Origin of the sequence: Vreelandella glaciei (genome assembly GCF_013415125.1) — a bacterium.
Taxonomy (GTDB): domain Bacteria; phylum Pseudomonadota; class Gammaproteobacteria; order Pseudomonadales; family Halomonadaceae; genus Vreelandella; species Vreelandella glaciei.
In genome coordinates this window covers 13,550-29,874 of record NZ_JACCDE010000007.1, presented here as the reverse complement: position 1 = coordinate 29,874, position 16,325 = coordinate 13,550, and the positions used below count along the sequence as shown (strand labels likewise).

Below are 16,325 nucleotides of genomic sequence, written 5' to 3'. Positions count from 1 at the left end.
ATTTGCTAAATGAGTACTTTCTTAACTCCGACGATCATAGCCATTATCCATAAACGGATAGTCGGTATAGCCCTTTTCGTCACCGCCGTAGAACGTTTCGTGATTCGGCTCGGTGAGCGGTGCGTTAACGCGGAAGCGCTCGGGTAGATCCGGGTTGGCGATGTAGGGGCGGCCAAAGGCCACGGCATCGGTGGTGTTTTCGCTGATGCGTGTCTCGGCGCGTTCGGCGTCGTAGTTACCGCAGTAGATCAGGCTGCCGCTAAAGCGCTCACGCATCTGCTCGCGAAAACCATCGGGAAAGGTGATATCGCCACCGGCCCAGTTCGGTTCGTTCAAGTGCAGATAGGCAAGGCCACGCTTTGAAAGCTGCTCAGCCATGTAGAACGCCATCGCTTCCGGCTCATCGTCGGTCAAACCAAATAGCTCAATAAACGGCGTCATACGGATGCCGACTCGGTCTGCACCATAAACCTCAATCACCGCATCAATTACTTCCAGCGGGAAGCGGGCGCGATTTTCCAATGAACCGCCGTACTGGTCGGTACGCTTGTTGGTGCCAGTCGCCAGAAACTGGTTGAGCAGGTAGGCGTTGGCGGCGTGAACTTCGACCATATCGAAGCCGGCACGCTTGGCGCGCTCGGCCGCCTGGCGATAGTCATCGACAATGCCTGGAATTTCATCGGTTTCCAGCGCACGCGGTGTGCTGGTGGGATGCTGACCGGCGGTGCCATCTTCAAACTCGACGAAACACTGGGCGCCTTCGCCTTTCAAGGCACTCGGTGCTACCGGCTGCTGGCCGTTAGGTTGAACCATTTCGTGAGAAACACGCCCAACGTGCCACAGCTGCAAGGCAATACGGCCACCTTTGGCGTGTACCGCGTTAACAACGCCTTTCCAGCCGGCTTCCTGCTCATCCGTCCAAATACCGGGTGTATACACATAGCCACGGGCAGTGGGAGAGATGTTGGTAGCTTCGCTGATGATCAGCCCCGCTCCTGCGCGCTGGCCATAGTAAGCTTCCTGCATTTTGCCCGGTACGCTATCGGGTGTACGCGCACGTGTCAGTGGCGCCATAACAACCCGGTTAGGAATCGATAGGCTACCCAGTTGGAGGGGAGTAAACAGTGTTTCGAAAGCCATCAATTAAGCTCCTTTTGAATGCTTCGATGAAATAGTACGCATCAGAATAGACCAGTTTACTAGTTAACGCCAACCGGATATTTTAAAACGTATTTATGCACTAGGTAACCGCTTACGAGGCATCCAAAATCAGACTCTCTCTGGTACTCTTGCTGCTTATTACCAAGGATGTTCTCGATAGCATGTTAAAAAACGCGCCTCAGCGCCGCCCTTATCAGGTGGCGGAAACCATCAAGTGCTGGATTGTGGATCGGCAGTTAAAGCCAGGAGACCGGCTGCCGAGCGAGTCGGAGTTAATGGACACGTTGCAGGTATCGAAAGGCACAGTGCGCGAGAGTACGCGGGTGCTGGAGGCGCAGGGCCTGGTCGAAACCCGTACCGGGCCTGGCGGCGGTGCCTTTGTACGCGAGATGAGTGATGCAAAAGCGGTGTCCTTGCTGAGTAATTATTTGTTTTTTAAAGATATCTCGATCAAGGATATCTATCAGATACGCCTGGCATTAGAGCCTGAACTGGCTGCTTCACTAGCGGGGAAAGTAAGTCCTGTCGATTTAGCGCGCTTGCGTGGAAGCCTGCATAGCTATTCAGGCCCCGCGGACGATAGCGAGACTGAGCGTCAGCAACATCTTGATTCGCTGCATTTTCACTTGATGCTCGCTGAGTTAGCCGGGGGTAATCAACTGCTGACGTTTATTATCCGGTTCACCATACAGGTGCTCTCGGATCTGACGATTTATCACCGTCTCTATGAGCCAGTTACTCATGATTTAGGGCAGACTGGCTGTCGCTATCATGCAGAAATTTTGGATGCCATTGAGCTGGGCGATGCCGAAAGCGCCTATAACATCATGCGTGAGCATATGCTGGATGCCCAGCGCGTGATGAATCTGCAAGAGGCTCAGGTGCGCCGAGGCTTTTTACCTGAGCCACTGAAGTAACCAGCGGTACAGGCGCTATGGTTGCTCCAATTGTTGTAAAAATGCCATGACCACCCGTGTTGCCGCTTCGCCGTCTTCGGCGGTAATGGCTTCATCCGGGTGGTGACTCAGCCCTTCCTTGCAGCGGATAAACAACATGCCGATATCGGTTAATGCCTGCATGGCCAAGCCATCGTGCCCTGCACCACTGAACAGTCGTTCTGCAGGCTGGCCAACATCGGCACAGGCCTTTTCTAGGGACGTCATTATCCAGTCGGCACAGGCAGTGGCATCAGCGCTGTACGTGTTTTCCATTTCCAGCACCAGCCCTCGGCGAGTCGCCACTTCCTCCATTGCGGCGTAGACAGCTTCGCGACCTCGTTGCCGAATATGGCGCTCCGGTGAGCGTAGCTCGACTGTGAAAGTGACCTCGGCAGGAATGACATTGACGGCATTTGGGTGGACATCTAGCTTGCCCACCACGCCGACCAGCTTATCGGTTCTCTGCAGCACGCTATCGACGGCCAGTACCATCTCTGCCGCGCCAACGAGTGCATCATGTCGCATGGGCATCGGTGTGGTGCCTGCGTGTCCGGCCTTGCCGCGCAGCGTGACACGGTGGCGTTCAATGCCCGTTAGCGCCGTGACAACACCCACCGCATGATGCCGCTGCTCAAGAACAGGTCCCTGTTCGATATGGACCTCTAAAAAACCTAGTGTGTTGGCAGGGTTGCGGGCGATTGCGGGAATCTCGTCTGGCTGGCAGCCGAAGGCGGTCAAGGCCTCTTCAAGTGACACGCCTTGTTCATCCCGGACGGCAAGCTGATCGGGCGTTACGTTACCCGCCAGCGCTTTACTGCCAACCAATGTGGTAGGAAATCGTACTCCCTCTTCGTCACCAAACGCGACCACCTCAATGCCGAAAGGGAGTGTCACCCCTTCGCGCTTAAGCGCTTCCAACGCCAGAATGGGTAGCGCAACACCCAGCATGCCGTCGTACTTGCCTCCTTCGATTACCGAATCCTGATGGGAACCCATGATGAAGGTTTTTTCGCCTGCCTGTGCCTTAGGGCAGCGGCCCACGAAATTGCCGGCAGCATCCAGCTGCGGAGCAAGCCCAGCCTGCTCCATCCAACGACTGATCAGCGGCAGTACATTCTGGTGCTCCTGAGAGCAGAATAGTCGCGTAACACCGGCGCCAGGAGCCGAGCAGCGTGCTGCTTCGTCCAGGCGCTCGATTAATAACTGCCCCAACTCACCCTGGGAAAATGGAGTATTAACAGCGTCTTTGGTCATAAACTCTCCGTTAGGCGATGGGTACCAACAACCCCAGCAGCGTGGAAGCGCGTCTAGCGTAGCGGCAGTTGGCGCCAAAAGGCTTGGAAATCATCGCTCATGAACTGGTCAGCCAACGCCCTCAAGGCAGCCACGACGTCTTCCGACCAGTCAACGCGCAAATCAATGGGGGCTTGCTGGAACGACTCGATACGCAGTGCGGCTGAGCGGGTGCCACGCTTATCGCCACCCGCGTCCAGCGCGGCATTAAGGGCGTCAATGAGATGCGCCAGCAAGTGCTGGTCGTGATGATTCGGATAGCGGGGGGCCTCGCTGCGCTTGATGGCGGCGCCGCTGTTGGTGGCGCTAAGGCTTAAGAAATGCTCTGCCAAGATCTGCACGACATCGCTGCTCTGCAGCATGTTGCCGACCGCAGCGACGCCGGGAAAGCGCACGTCTTCCACTTTAGCGATGTTCTCGCTTCCCGAATGCACTGACGAGCGGCCATGGGCATCCATCACCAGGCATTGGCGTAGCGCGGCGTCGCTATCTTGGCTGATAGCCGCGCCAAGGGCTTGCTTAGCGGTGGCGCCATCGACAAGTGCGCCATGCACTTGAGCCGGGTACCAGGGATTGGTAAACCGCCCTTGGGTGACGCACGCTCCAACGCCGCGCCAGCAGTGATGCACATAGCCACCTACCGCCACTCCACCGGTGGCAGTAATAGTGGCGACAGTGCCTGTAGCCGGGTGGCAGTGAACCAGTGAAAGCGTCATCGTGGCTTAATAGCCCACCAAGTGGCCAATCACCAGCCCAATCCAGGACAAGCCATAGACCAGCACCATAAAGGGCAGAATTGCCTTGAGCCACTGGGCGTAGGAGACGCGACCAAGTGCCAGCATGGCCAGCGTACCGCCGGAGGTCGGCACAATCAGGTTCGTCAAACCGTCGCCAACCTGGAACGCAGTGATCATTAGTTGGCGGCTCATGCCGACAAGGTCTGCCACAGGGATAAGAATTGGCATGGTCACCAATGCCTGGCCGGAGCCAGAGGGAATGAACAGGTTGATGATGCCCTGCACCACACTGGCCATGATGGCAGAGAATATCGACGGTATACCGTCAATCAGCGCGCTCAGAGAATTGACGATGGTGTCGATAATGACGGCCTGTTCAAGAATGACCTGAATAGAGGCCGCTACCCCGATCACCAGCGCGCCGGCGGTAACGCTAGCAGCACCTTCCATCATCTGTTTGACGATGCCGTTGGCCGACAGGCCGTTCAAGGCACCAATGATGATCGCCAGCAGCAGAAACGTGCCTGCAATCTCGTTGATGTACCAGCCACGGGTAAATACACCGATCAACATGGCGATCAACCCACCTACAAACACCACCATGGTCAGGATATTGCGTTTGGTCAGGCGGTATTCGCTGAGCGGTTTGCTCAGTGCCTCCGCATTATCCGGCTCTTCAAACTCCATTTTGACGACGCGTTTACAGATATACAGGGAGAGCAGAGCCAGTGATGAAAGTACCAGCAGCGTGCGCAGCCAGGCACCAGAGAACGTCGGCAGCTCGGCGATACCCTGGGCAACACCCACGGTATAAGGATTGATAGGTGAAAGAGCAAAGCCGATCCCGATGCCGCCGACGGCCATGGCGGTGCCCACCAAGCTCGAACAGCCGATGGCACTGGCGATGAGCACTGCAATCGGCACCAGCGCGATATTGTTCTCAAACCCCACCGCCACGCCAAAAAAACCATAGATAAAGGTGCCGACGACGATGATCATGTTTCGTCGTTCAACGCCAACGCGGTTCACCGCCACGCCGATTGCATTTTCCAGCGCGCCGGTCTTTTGCAGGATATGAAACAGCCCTCCGGCGATAAAGACGATAAACAGGTATCGAGAGGCGGAAATAAGGCCTTCAGGAATCGCCACGAAAATATTGAACAGCGGAATATTGGCGACGTTTTCCAGATAGGCAAATGAGCCCGGTACGACGACCGTTCGGCCATCTTGGGTAACGCGTTCAAATTCACCGGCGGGAATAATGAAGGTCAGAAAATAAGTAGCGACCAGGATGATAAAGATTAGCACCATGGGGTCGGGAACCGCCTGATACCACTTTTTACGCGAGCCAGAGGCTGCCGCGGTTTGTTGTTCAGCCATGAGGATACCCTTGCTTGTGATGTGTCTCAGCGTGGACGCTCGTTGGCGCCTCACTTTGAATTTATCATGATAAATAGCGGGGTCAAGCACGTTCGAATTTTCAAACGCCAGGAACGTGCCGACTAGGCAAATTTGGAAGTCTTAATCATACGCTTGTTTGTGAAGAGAGGGAATTAGCGCCGCTGCCAGGGCCAACGCCGCTTGGCAGGATTGTCGATCTGCTGAAGCGCGGTGGCGAGCGGCAACATAATAGCGGCTAGCTGGCGGTGGCAAACGGCGCTACTGAGTACACCGGGGCACTGTTTGAGCAGCAGCTCGCACTGCTGGGAGGCGATAAACAGCTGTTCGGTGACCGGTGGGGCGAACAGCGGCTTGGCTTGTTGGCAGCAGCGAGTGAGCTCCCGCGAAAGCATAGTGAGCATACTGGTATCAAGCCAGCAGGGCAGCGGGTCTTCCAGGCGGCCAGCAATAGAGTGCTGAACCGCTTCAAAAGAGGTGCGCAAAAACATGACTGTTTGGCGAAGTTGTCGCTGCTCGCTAGTCATCCCACTGATACCTCACACTGGTGGCTATCGATGGGCTCAGATCCCATCATCTACTCGATAAAATAAAGAGAGTGTTTCTCATTTGCATCTGTGATGACGATAGCGCTACTCAATAGAAGTGTCAATGCAATCGCTATGAGTGTGCCTCAAACAGTTTCCAGTCGTTATTGGTTAGCGGTTTGGCTCCCTGCTCGGTCACCACCACGGTATCGCTTATTCCTATTCCCCACTGGCCGGGCACCCGCAGGCAGAGCGGTAGGTGAAAGACCATATTAGCTTCAAAGGTGCGGGTCTGGCCTTTGGCGATAAAGCCGGTGCCCTCCACCCAACTAGGCGGGAACTGTGCGCCCACGGCGTAGCCAAACACGCCGGAGAAAAAATACTGGTCTCGCTGCGGGGCGAGTAAGGCATCAGCCGCCTGGGCAGCGGCATCAAAGGTATTGCCTGGGCGCATGGTGTCGCACAGCGCCTCGAATATTGAACGACAAAGGTCGCGAGTAGCTGAGAGGGCCGCGTTGGGAGTGCCCGTCACCGCGGTACGCATCATGGGGGCCGTGTAACGCTGATACACAGCGCCAAACTCCAGAAACACTGGCTCGTTTGGCTGGATGACACGCCGCTTATGGTTAACGTGTATCACGCCAATGCGATGCCCGCTGGTCACGATGGGCTGCAGGCTCATAAACTCGCTGCCGTTTTCCAACAGCGCTTTGGCACCTACGGCGGCAATATCGTTATCGGTCATACCGGGGCGAATGCTCTGAACTGCGGTTTCTAACCCTAGGGCGGTAATTCGCGCGCTCTCCTGCAGCATCTCCAGTTCGGCGGGGCTTTTCACAATTCGAATGGCGTCGATTAACGCACCTGCTTCGCTAAAGCGTTCGCGGCCGATGGTCTGCATCAGTGCATCGATAACGCCGAAGCGCAGCCCGCTGCTCCAGCCATCTATACCGATTTTCTTGCAGGGGATAAGCAGATCCGCCAGCGGCGTGATGATTTCATCCAGGTTTTCCCAGCGGTAGCCGATAATCTCATCGACTCGGGCGGTGACTACCGCCGCGCCGGTTTCGATCGAGGCAACTTGCAGCACTAGTTTCTCTTGCGTGCAGATCAAACAGGCGTGCACCGAGACTTCAAAGGTATGGTAGCCAGTGAGGTAGTTAATATCGGCGGGGTCGGTGAGCAGCAGCGCATCTAACCCCTGCTCGGTCATCGCCTGACGCACCTTATCTAGGCGCGCTTGGTATTCGGCAGCGGGGAAGGGCACTTCACTCTGGGCAAGAGTTTCAGTCAGGGCTTCTCGGTAGTGATGATAATCCATAGCGACCTCCGTTGATGGCTATGGTCAGTATAGGCATCAACGGCAAGCCCGCTTTTATCGCCCTCAACGCTAGCGGGCGAGTAGGAATATCCCTTGCGCAAAGTAGAAAATACCGATGCCGGTCACGATCCAACGGGTCCAGGTGCGGAAGTTGGCGTCGGTGAGGCGATGTAAAATGCGGTTCCCCGCTTGAGTGCCGAGCATGGCAAACGGTGCGGCTAGCAATACGATGCCCCATTCGCCCGCGCTAAGTGCCATGGCGGCACCCAGGTAGAAGATGATTTTAATGCTGTGCGCCACTACCTGAATCATCGCCTTGGTGGCCACCACTTGGCGGCGATCCATACGTGAGCGCACAAAGAAGATGTCGATTAGCGGCCCGGAAACCCCAGCGGCAATGGTTAACCCGCCTGATGCAATGCCGCAGCAAAACGCATGGCTGGCGCGGTTGGCATTGAGATGAAACCAGCGCTTGGGCAGCCACACCAGTATCGGCAGCAAGCCAATCAGCAGCGAGACGCTGGCGGCATTAGGGCTGTAGTTGAATAGCAGCAGTAGGCCTGCGGCGCTCAGTACCCCCAGCGTCATAAACGCGACGATGCGCCAGACAATATAGCGCCGTGAAAGCCATGCTCGTGACCCATTCGCCGTTAGCTGTATCACGCCGTGCACCGCCATTGCAGTGCCCGCAGGGAAAATCAGCAGCAAAAACCATAACAGTACCAATCCGCCCGCCATACCAAATACGCCAGAGAGCATGGAGGTAAAAAACACCACGCTAACCAGGGCTGCACCAATCCATAGTGACATCATCTATTCCTTAACTACGGCAAAATGGCCAGACCTGGTAAAACTTGCGGCACTGAAACTCCGCTTCGCAGGCGCTGAGCTGGGCTTGGTAACGGTTGGCACGCGCCTCTACCTCTCGACCAGCCTTCAAGACCTGCGGCTTTCTGCGGCAATAGCCACCTCCCCCTTCGTGGTAGGGGTATTGAACGAATACTGATGTTTAATCCTCCGTTTATAGCGATCAATGGCATCACTTCTTTCTGTTGCAGACCATCCCAATTCCTCACCGAGCCAGTTGGCTAGCTGAGACAGAATCCCTAAACCCATGTCTTCATCCCAACCGCGAGGAGTCCTGCGGAATAGGATGTCATCCAATTCTAGGGCCTGCTCCTCACGAACCATTTGCTTAACAGTAGCTCTTGTAAGTTCGTTCGAGTGAAGAGAAGGCGACGAAACCATAGGTGAGCAGGCACGCGGGGGGCTTCCGGCCAAGCCAGCGCAAAATACTCGGCCGCTGAATTCATGCATCATCAATAACCCCCACTATAAGCAAAATAGGCATCCTGACCGGTCTTGCCCGGCCCATGAAGCGTTGGCATGGCCCATGGATTTCTCGAACGAGGATTCCGTCTGGGCGGACGTGTGCCCGTCCAAGAAAGCAAAAGTTCTACACTGGCGAACTCCTGCGTAGGAAGGTAACGCGACAAGAGTACCAACAACTTTTCCCGATCCCTATCTGTCGCTGTAAAACTATTGTCATCTTTGGCATCCAGTCGCCAGGCCAAGCCGTTCCAGTCGCGCTTGAACGACTCTGGCCTAGCTTTTAGTCCGTTTCATGCTAGCTGGCTAACGTCGTGGCGCTACGAGAGGCGATGTAGACTGACGTAGCCAGCTCACATAAAGCTCGGCTATTACACTTGTTATTGCTTGAAGCGCTCGGGTCGGAAGGTTTCTAGCATAGGGTTCGTGTTGCCTGAAAGAATCTCATCAGCAAGCATCTCACCGACTAGCAGTGCGAGTGTGGCCCCGGAATGGGTAAAGGCGACATAGCAACTAGGCACTGACTTCAATTCGCCTAGTACCGGCTCACCGTCGCCGGGAATCGGTTTAAGGCCGATCTTGTGAGTTGCCTGTTCGAGCTTGGGTGAATCCTGAATTAGTCTTGATGCTTCGGTGAGAAGCTCCCTAACCACCGAGTCATCGATGTGATAGCCACTATTTTCGTCACCTTCGATGAATTCTTCATACCAGTCATGATCGACGGCTAGGGTTCTGCCTGGATTGGGACGTATAGCGGCACGGGGCGTATTCAGTACACTCTCTATGTCTTGCTTAATAGGCTGGGTAGTTACCAGCATTGAAACGGGCGAACCATTAGGAATGGACACACCCAGAGGCCCAACTACATCCGGGGTATGAGCACCGCACGCAACCACCACACGATCTGCCGCGTGCTGCCCAGAGTGCTCGCAGTCAACACCGTTGGCGTTGCCCGAACCATCTCGTGTCACGCTTGTCACCCCACAATGGGTGTGTAGTTCGCCATTGAGTGCATGAAACTCTTCCATCAAATGGTCAATAAGATGCGGCAGACTCACCCATCCCTCTCCAGGGTTGAAGATAGCGGTCGAGCCAACGGCCTTGGCATTCACACCGGGTGTATAAAGAGTCGCTTTCTCGCCTCCAGTAAGATAAGAATCGTAGCCATGGGACTTTTCGTAGGCATGTCGCGCTCGGGTAGAAGAATCGTCTCCCATCGCCCAGAAAAGACCACCACCAAACTCCAGCCAGTCTCGCGATGGGTCTTGGGCGTAAAGCGTGCGATAGCGGTCAATGCCCGCCATGCGTAGGGCATGATATTGCGCTGAACGCTCGCCAGCGGAGTTCAGCCACGACAGTGAGCGTCCTGAGGCACCGGAGGCAAGCTCGCTTTGTGTGTAGAGCGCTACAGACGCGCCTTGACGAAGCAAGTGGACAGCAATGGAGACGCCAATGGCACCCCCACCGATGACAGCCACTCTGAGTTGTCTGGAATTAGTCATGATTTTTTCCTTATAAATGGGAAATGTTGCCGGCTTTATTGCGTTGGATGTCGCAATGGAAACCGCCGATGAATATCCTCGATGATAGCGAGCACATAGAGAGCCTCTTCCGCCGCCACAGGCAGTGCGCCTGACGACGTTAGGGCGTGGGCCAGTTGGCAGTAGTAGCCTGGGTAGTTGCCGGGTAGTAGACTAACTTGCTGTATATCCTCTCCGGCCCCTACAAAAGCTATGGAATCGTCAACTCCGTAGCCTTCGCCGAGGGGAGATTCCCCTCTGGAGAGAGCTGCTTCCTGGGCGTCGAGACCGTACTTGACGAAAGCCCCCCGACTGCCGAGGACATGAAAGCGCGGGCCGCCCTGTGCAGCGAGGCCGTTCATCCAGAGTCGCGTACGAACGCCGCTGCGATGAATTAGCGAGACGAAGGTGTCTTCGTCTCCGCCTGGATTACTGCTATGCCGATCCAGCTCGGCATGCTCAACGGTGTCCACTGGTCCGAACAGCTGAATAGCTTGATCTATCAGGTGACTACCGAGGTCGTACAGCAGGCCGCCGGCTTGGCTGATCGGTGTGGTATCCCGCCAGTTGCCGAACCCTTCGGGCATCCACCAGGTAAAGCGGGACTCAAAACTATGGACGACCCCCAGATCATTGTTTTTGATTAAGCGCGCCAGAGTAATAAAATCAGCATCCAGTCTACGATTCTGGAAGACAGTGATGGGGGTTCCGGCAGTTCTTGCCGCCTGGATAATATCCTCACCTTCCTCGCGGTTGGTGGCCAAAGGCTTATCGATAACCAATGCCAGACCACGCTCGATTAGCGCTTTAGCCTGACGACAATGACCCTCGGGGGGCGTAGCCAGAATGACTAGATCAAGCACAAGTCTGCCACTGTCTAGAGCGGCCAGCAGTGACGCGAAATCCCTGATTATTTCAGTTTGAGGGTAATGCTCTTGTCCCTTCTTGGCGCGCTCAGTATTGCCTGTGACGATACATTCCAAGCAATAGCTTTCATTGGCATCAATCAGGGGAGCATGGAAGACACTACCGGCAACCCCAAAGCCCACGATGGCTGTGCGTATGGGCAGATCACAGTGGGACATTACAAAACCTCCGAAAGGAAGCGCTGGAGCCGTGGAGACTGTGGCGCGTCAAACATCTGCGCTGGCGGTCCGGCTTCGACCACCTCACCTTCATCCATAAATACCACCTGGTCGGCGACCCGTCGGGCAAAGCCCATTTCATGGGTCACCACCACCATGGTCATACCGCGACGGCAGAGATCCGCCATTAGGTTAAGAACGCCGTTGACCAATTCTGGATCCAATGCTGACGTGGCCTCGTCGAACAGCATAACGGCCGGGTTCATGGCCAGAGCCCGGGCAATGGCTACGCGCTGTTGCTGTCCACCGGAAAGATCATGAGGGCGATGCTCGCTCCGTTCGGCCAGCCCTACCTCGGCCAGACACTCTCTAGCAATGCTCCTGGCATCGTGTTTGGATAAACCCTTCACCTTCCAAGGCGCGAGCGCGACGTTATCCAGGGCGGTGTGATCAGGGAAGAGGTTGAAGTGCTGAAAGACCATACCGATGCGCATCCTTAGTAGATCGGGCTTAAGTGTCAGCACACTCTTACCGTCAAGCAGAACATCGCCCGAGGCGGGCTCGTGGAGGCGATTGATGCCACGTAATACTGTGGACTTGCCGGAACCCGATGGACCGATGATGCAGGTTGTGGTGCCCGGCGCCACGGCGAGGCTCATGTGGCGAACCACCTTGAAGTCGCCATAGGCCATGGATAAGTCCTTCAACTCCAGACTGGCTCCGGTGAATGTGTCCTCGACGGGCTGAGTTGCTTGCATGGTAGTCATGGCTTATCGCTCGCTGTCCGGGGTGTGAGTTCGTCAAGTTCGTCCAGACCGCTTGTAGGCGCACTTGGACGGCGACCGGTACGTAGCCGATGATCAATGTAGTTGACCATATGCGTTAGGGGTACGGTGATCAGCAGATAGAACAGGCCAGCAAGCACCAACGGTGAGAGGTTGCCGGTCAGTACCGCAGCATCCTGGCCGACCCGAAACAACTCCCGTTCACTGACCATCAGGCCGAGAAAATAGACTAAGGAGGAGTCCTTCACGTTGGAGATGAACTGATTGACCATTGCTGGTAGCACGCGGCGAATACCTTGCGGAATAACTACTAGACGCATGCTCCGGCCATAGCTCATTCCTAGGGCGCGGCAGGCTTCTAACTGCCCCTTTTCGACACTTTGTATGCCGGAGCGAAAGATTTCCCCCATGTAGGCGCTGGAAATGAGGCTCAGGGCGAGAATGCCGAGCGGATAGGGACTCGGGCCGAACATATCCTGGCTCACGGAAGCGAATCCCTGACCGACTAGCAAGATGGTTAGAATTGCCGGGAGGCCGCGGAAAAGATCGGTATAGACCCGAGCCCAAGTTTTGAACCAGCGGGAGGGAGAAATCCCCATGATCGCTAGCAGTAGGCCAAGGATGGTGCCGAGCACCGTGGCCCACAGTGAGATGATCAGCGTATTGGCTAGCCCGGTCTTCAACAGGTGGGGTAGTACGATTCCCATCGCGTCGAAATCCAGAAAAGTTCGAGCGAGGGTATGTAGGAAGTCCATGGCTGGTTCTCCATTGCTGTTGGACTTAATAGAGCGAGCTGAGTCGCACGGGATGCTCGAACCTCAGGAGTCAGAGTCCTTGAAGGCGTCGGGTAGGTACTGCGGCGGCATCGGGGAGTCAGGGAACCATTTCTGGTACAAATCCTTCCAAGTACCATCCTTCATAGCTGCTACGATGGCTTGATCAAGATCCTTTCTGAGCTGGTCTTTGCTTTCCTTGGACAAGGCAAAGCCCGCTGGTGCATCAAAGGAAGGGATATCGGCTACATCCACTAGGTTGAAGCGCTCTGCATAATCCTTGGCCGCTTCATAATCGAGGAAGTGGGCATCGACGGAGCCACTATTGACGGCCGAAATTGCCGTATTGTTGTCGGGGAATCGCACCAAGTTCGCGTCTAGAAAATTTTTAACCGCATAAGCGTCCTGTAGGGTGCCCTGAACAACGCCCAGACGATGACCGGCAAGATCCTTTTCGTCCTTGATCCCGGCATCGGGTGAGGCAAGGATGGTGAGATAGCCGGCCAGATAGCCCCGAGTAAAGTCCACGGTCTGTTTGCGCTCGTCCGTAATACCTATGGCCGCCACGCCCACATCAAACCGCCCGTTAGCAACACCGGAGAGGATGCCGGTAAAGTCCTGCCCACTGAAGACGACGTCATCAATGCCTACCCGGTTGGCTACATTCTTAAAGAACTCCACGTCAAAGCCTGTAAACTGCCCCGCTGCATTGGTATAGGTGTAGGGTTTTGCGTCCCCAAGGCTAGCTACTCGAATCTGACCGGGCTTGATCAGATGGTAGGGGTTGTCAGCGGTTTCATCGGAAGCACTGTCGTTGCATCCGTTCAGGGTAAGGACTAAAGCTGTCAGCGGAGCGATTATTATGGGTTTCATGGGTTTCCTGTCTGTTTATTTGTGATCTCAGGATTTTGGTTGTGAGACCGGTCTCAATCGTGGTTAAATGAGACCGGTCTCACTTACGGAATTAGTATATGCACGACTTTAAAAAAGAGTCAAACATTTTAAAGGAGTCGTTGTGAACGGCAAAAAGAGTTCGAAACGTGCACCCACTATTTCAGATGTTGCCCGTGAGGCCGGTGTCTCACGCGCCCAGGCGGCACGTGCCTTGGGCGGTTATGGTGCAGTCAGCGAAGCTGTGATGGCGCGTGTGGAAGCGGCGTCGGCAATTCTCAACTACCGCCCCAACCAGCTTGCAAGAAGCATGAATACCGGGCGCTCACAGACTTTGGGCTTAGTCGTCGGGGATATCGAAAATCCCTACTTCAGCCTTGCCTTGAGAGGCATCTCGGACTTCGCTCGGGGAGAAGGGTACGATGTCATCACGATCAATACGGACGAAAAAGTCGAAACCGAGCGAGATGCGGTTCGCGTTCTTATGGACAAACGTGTCGACGGTCTGATTGTGGTGCCCTGTGATTCGCGTCAAACCGATCATCTGCGCCAGGTCTTGGAAGAAGGCCAAGTGGTGACGCTTTTTGATCGTGAAGTCGAGGGTCTGGGAATCGATGCTATTACTGCCTCCTTTGTGAGTGCGACACGCGAGGCTATAGGCAAACTGCTGGCGTTGGGACATCGACGCATTGCTTACCTGACAACCATGCCCGACTACTCTTCCTACCGGCAAGGTGCACTGCTGAGCGTATCGCCCGTGGCCCAGCGTATTAAAGGGCTAGAGCAGGCATATGCTGAGGCAGGTCTGTTATACGATTCGGATCTAGTCAAGTTCAATGCCATGGGCCCCCAGAAAGTGAGTGCTATTATAAAGGAGCTGCTAAATATGCACGAGCCAGCAACCGCGATAGTGGCTTCCGATAATTTGATAGCCATGGCCGTACTCAAGGAGTGTCGTCGCTGCCACCTCAGGATACCTAGAGACCTATCGCTGCTGATGTACGACGACTTTCCTTGGACCGAACTAGTCGATCCGCCTCTAACGGTAGTGGCGCAGCCGGTCTATGAAATGGGGCAAGAAGTGGCCCGTCGCACTATCGCAGGTATCCGAGGGCAGAAGCTCGGCCCTGTTCCTCAATTCGAGGCGAATCTGATCGAGCGCGAGTCCTTTGGCAGGCCCCGCCGATGTAAAGACTGAAGTAAACTGACCTTCCCCTTGGTTTAGGTTCGCTATCAATAGGAGAAACCGCTGTTTCTTGCGCAGTGCTCGGCATACGCTACAGGTGGAAAATAGCCCAGCGAGCTGTGCGGTCTGGCATGGTTGTAATGGTTTCTACATTGTGTGATTTCGTGGCGCGCACCCGCCAGGATCAGAAATCAGCGCTGGTTGAGTCAGCCGTCCCGGAATTTGCCGTCGAAGCTTTCGATGAACGCATTCTGCGTCGGTTTGCCCGGCTGGTTGACGGCCGACGTCACCTTTCTCAAGCATCCAGCAAATATCGCCTTGCTGGTCAGCTCCGGCTCGTTATAGCAGACAACCGAAGCTGACAGTGTAGCGTCGCTGCGCGACCTTATTCAGCAACCAGGTCAAAAGTCGGCCAAAAATGGATGTGTCCATCAGCTGACCGACATATTCTCGGCTGCGGCATTAGGGCTGTAATTGAATAGCAACAGCAGGCCAGACGATATAGTGTCGCGTGATCCATTGGCCGTGAGCTGTATCACGCCATGCCAAACACGCCGGAAAGCATCGAGGTGAAAAACACCACGCTGACCAGCGCCACACCCATCCATAGTGACATCATCTATTCCTTAACTACGGCAAAATGGCCAGACCTGGTAAAACTTGCGGCACTGAAACTCCGCTTCACAGCTGTTGAGTTGGGCCTGGTAACGATTGGCGCGCGCTGCCACTTCTCGACCTGCCCTCAAGACCTGCGGTTTGCCGCGATACGTGCCGCGTTGATAGCCGCCAGCGCCTTCGTGATAGGCGTAATAAAGGTGCTCTGGATTACTGAGTGATATCCCCGCCTGTTGCTGAGAACGGCGGTTATACCAGCCAATAAAATCCGTGGCGTGCTTCATATGGGAACGCCGTGAGAAAAGGCTGCCTGCTTGATCTTCATACTCTTCCCATACAGGGTCCTGCGCCTGAGCATAGCCTTTCGCAGAAGAAGGGCGCGGGCCTGGGATAAAGCCTAAGTAGTATTTTCGATCAGGACGAATATGGCTGCGAAACGAGGACTCCTGCTGGATAAACGACATTTGCGTGGCTATGGGCGTCCCCCATTTCTCCTCGGACTCCTGAGCGTAGTCGTACCAACTGGGCTGCTCGCGGAATATCTCACAGATATTGCTTTGATCCTGGGGCGGGTTGGGGGCAAAGATAGCGCAGCCAGAGAGAAGCAGTACAAAACTTAGCGATGCCCATAGGCGTAGCCTAGCGAGAACCACTGAAGAGCTTAAGGTAAAACAGCCTATAAAATCATCAACAGGGGAACGCATAAAAGTCCTTGTGAATATGTTTGTGAATAAGCGTTATACAGCTTGTGGATAAGGTGTTAAGA

At 55.1% G+C, this 16,325-nt stretch carries 16 protein-coding genes and 1 pseudogene; 2 read left to right on the top strand and 15 right to left on the bottom strand.

Translation table 11 applies throughout. The annotated features are described in order from the left end of the window. Positions 1–21: 21 nt before the first annotated feature. Positions 22–1,140 carry an alkene reductase gene (locus HZS80_RS06470; protein WP_179915517.1) on the bottom strand — a complete coding sequence of 373 codons (1,119 nt, stop codon included), beginning with the start codon at positions 1,138–1,140 and terminating at the stop codon, positions 22–24. A 182-nt stretch (positions 1,141–1,322) separates the two neighbouring features. Between HZS80_RS06470 and HZS80_RS06465 the strand changes: the two genes are divergently transcribed. After that, a complete protein-coding gene (locus tag HZS80_RS06465; RefSeq protein ID WP_179915516.1) occupies positions 1,323–2,078 on the top strand; it encodes a FadR/GntR family transcriptional regulator in 756 nt (251 codons plus the stop codon). A 15-nt stretch (positions 2,079–2,093) separates the two neighbouring features. Here HZS80_RS06465 and HZS80_RS06460 read toward each other — a convergent pair whose 3' ends face one another. The 12 genes from HZS80_RS06460 to HZS80_RS06405 all read right to left on the bottom strand — a co-directional run bounded on the left by HZS80_RS06460 (position 2,094) and on the right by HZS80_RS06405 (position 13,740). After that, positions 2,094–3,353: an allantoate amidohydrolase gene (locus HZS80_RS06460; RefSeq protein ID WP_179915515.1), complete on the bottom strand. Its 1,260-nt coding sequence runs from the start codon at positions 3,351–3,353 to the stop codon at positions 2,094–2,096. A gap of 53 nt (positions 3,354–3,406) precedes the next feature. Then, entirely contained in the window at positions 3,407–4,108 is a 702-nt protein-coding gene (locus HZS80_RS06455) for a DUF1028 domain-containing protein (protein WP_035560833.1), read from the bottom strand. Between the two features lie 6 nt (positions 4,109–4,114). Continuing rightward, positions 4,115–5,509 (bottom strand): YfcC family protein, encoded by a 1,395-nt coding sequence (locus HZS80_RS06450; protein ID WP_179915514.1) that lies wholly within the window; start codon positions 5,507–5,509, stop codon positions 4,115–4,117. Between the two features lie 173 nt (positions 5,510–5,682). Continuing rightward, positions 5,683–6,054: a hypothetical protein gene (locus HZS80_RS06445; RefSeq protein WP_035560841.1), complete on the bottom strand. Its 372-nt coding sequence runs from the start codon at positions 6,052–6,054 to the stop codon at positions 5,683–5,685. 133 nt (positions 6,055–6,187) lie between these two features. Continuing rightward, positions 6,188–7,375: a M24 family metallopeptidase gene (locus tag HZS80_RS06440; RefSeq protein ID WP_179915513.1), complete on the bottom strand. Its 1,188-nt coding sequence runs from the start codon at positions 7,373–7,375 to the stop codon at positions 6,188–6,190. Between the two features lie 69 nt (positions 7,376–7,444). After that, positions 7,445–8,185 (bottom strand): sulfite exporter TauE/SafE family protein, encoded by a 741-nt coding sequence (locus HZS80_RS06435; protein WP_179915592.1) that lies wholly within the window; start codon positions 8,183–8,185, stop codon positions 7,445–7,447. Positions 8,186–8,311: 126 nt separating this feature from the next. After that, positions 8,312–8,623: a glycerol-3-phosphate dehydrogenase C-terminal domain-containing protein gene (locus HZS80_RS24080; RefSeq protein WP_374730595.1), complete on the bottom strand. Its 312-nt coding sequence runs from the start codon at positions 8,621–8,623 to the stop codon at positions 8,312–8,314. A gap of 461 nt (positions 8,624–9,084) precedes the next feature. Continuing rightward, entirely contained in the window at positions 9,085–10,206 is a 1,122-nt protein-coding gene (locus HZS80_RS06425) for an NAD(P)/FAD-dependent oxidoreductase (RefSeq protein WP_179915511.1), read from the bottom strand. 35 nt (positions 10,207–10,241) lie between these two features. After that, complete coding sequence (locus HZS80_RS06420; RefSeq protein ID WP_179915510.1) at positions 10,242–11,309, bottom strand: Gfo/Idh/MocA family protein; 1,068 nt, start codon at positions 11,307–11,309, stop codon at positions 10,242–10,244. Next, positions 11,309–12,016, bottom strand: a complete 708-nt coding sequence (locus HZS80_RS06415; RefSeq protein ID WP_340162613.1) for an amino acid ABC transporter ATP-binding protein — start codon at positions 12,014–12,016, stop codon at positions 11,309–11,311. Before HZS80_RS06415 ends, HZS80_RS06420 begins: the two co-directional genes overlap by 1 nt. 56 nt (positions 12,017–12,072) lie before the next feature. Then, a complete protein-coding gene (locus tag HZS80_RS06410; RefSeq protein WP_179915509.1) occupies positions 12,073–12,849 on the bottom strand; it encodes an amino acid ABC transporter permease in 777 nt (258 codons plus the stop codon). A 63-nt stretch (positions 12,850–12,912) separates the two neighbouring features. Then, on the bottom strand, positions 12,913–13,740 hold the full coding sequence (locus HZS80_RS06405; protein ID WP_179915508.1) for an ABC transporter substrate-binding protein: 828 nt from the start codon (positions 13,738–13,740) through the stop codon (positions 12,913–12,915). Between the two features lie 142 nt (positions 13,741–13,882). On the opposite strand from HZS80_RS06405, the gene HZS80_RS06400 reads away from it, so the two are divergent. Then, complete coding sequence (locus HZS80_RS06400) at positions 13,883–14,956, top strand: LacI family DNA-binding transcriptional regulator (protein WP_179915507.1); 1,074 nt, start codon at positions 13,883–13,885, stop codon at positions 14,954–14,956. Positions 14,957–14,991: 35 nt separating this feature from the next. Here the strand turns inward: HZS80_RS06400 and HZS80_RS24075 are convergent. Then, positions 14,992–15,234 (bottom strand): annotated as a pseudogene (locus HZS80_RS24075) (integrase core domain-containing protein). Positions 15,235–15,570: 336 nt separating this feature from the next. Next, positions 15,571–16,263 (bottom strand): transglycosylase SLT domain-containing protein, encoded by a 693-nt coding sequence (locus tag HZS80_RS06385; RefSeq protein WP_179915505.1) that lies wholly within the window; start codon positions 16,261–16,263, stop codon positions 15,571–15,573. Positions 16,264–16,325: the final 62 nt, after the last annotated feature.

Bases quoted from the DNA above. Each gene is read 5' to 3' on its own strand.
- HZS80_RS06455 (WP_035560833.1), bottom strand. From the start codon at position 4,108: ATGACGCTTTCACTGGTTCACTGCCACCCGGCTACAGGCACTGTCGCC.
- HZS80_RS06385 (WP_179915505.1), bottom strand. From the start codon at position 16,263: ATGCGTTCCCCTGTTGATGATTTTATAGGCTGTTTTACCTTAAGCTCT.
- HZS80_RS06420 (WP_179915510.1), bottom strand. From the start codon at position 11,309: ATGTCCCACTGTGATCTGCCCATACGCACAGCCATCGTGGGCTTTGGG.
- HZS80_RS06460 (WP_179915515.1), bottom strand. From the start codon at position 3,353: ATGACCAAAGACGCTGTTAATACTCCATTTTCCCAGGGTGAGTTGGGG.
- HZS80_RS06405 (WP_179915508.1), bottom strand. From the start codon at position 13,740: ATGAAACCCATAATAATCGCTCCGCTGACAGCTTTAGTCCTTACCCTG.
- HZS80_RS06440 (WP_179915513.1), bottom strand. From the start codon at position 7,375: ATGGATTATCATCACTACCGAGAAGCCCTGACTGAAACTCTTGCCCAG.
- HZS80_RS06450 (WP_179915514.1), bottom strand. From the start codon at position 5,509: ATGGCTGAACAACAAACCGCGGCAGCCTCTGGCTCGCGTAAAAAGTGG.
- HZS80_RS06410 (WP_179915509.1), bottom strand. From the start codon at position 12,849: ATGGACTTCCTACATACCCTCGCTCGAACTTTTCTGGATTTCGACGCG.
- HZS80_RS06435 (WP_179915592.1), bottom strand. From the start codon at position 8,185: ATGTCACTATGGATTGGTGCAGCCCTGGTTAGCGTGGTGTTTTTTACC.
- HZS80_RS06445 (WP_035560841.1), bottom strand. From the start codon at position 6,054: ATGACTAGCGAGCAGCGACAACTTCGCCAAACAGTCATGTTTTTGCGC.
- HZS80_RS06465 (WP_179915516.1), top strand. From the start codon at position 1,323: ATGTTAAAAAACGCGCCTCAGCGCCGCCCTTATCAGGTGGCGGAAACC.
- HZS80_RS06470 (WP_179915517.1), bottom strand. From the start codon at position 1,140: ATGGCTTTCGAAACACTGTTTACTCCCCTCCAACTGGGTAGCCTATCG.
- HZS80_RS24080 (WP_374730595.1), bottom strand. From the start codon at position 8,623: ATGGTTTCGTCGCCTTCTCTTCACTCGAACGAACTTACAAGAGCTACT.
- HZS80_RS06425 (WP_179915511.1), bottom strand. From the start codon at position 10,206: ATGACTAATTCCAGACAACTCAGAGTGGCTGTCATCGGTGGGGGTGCC.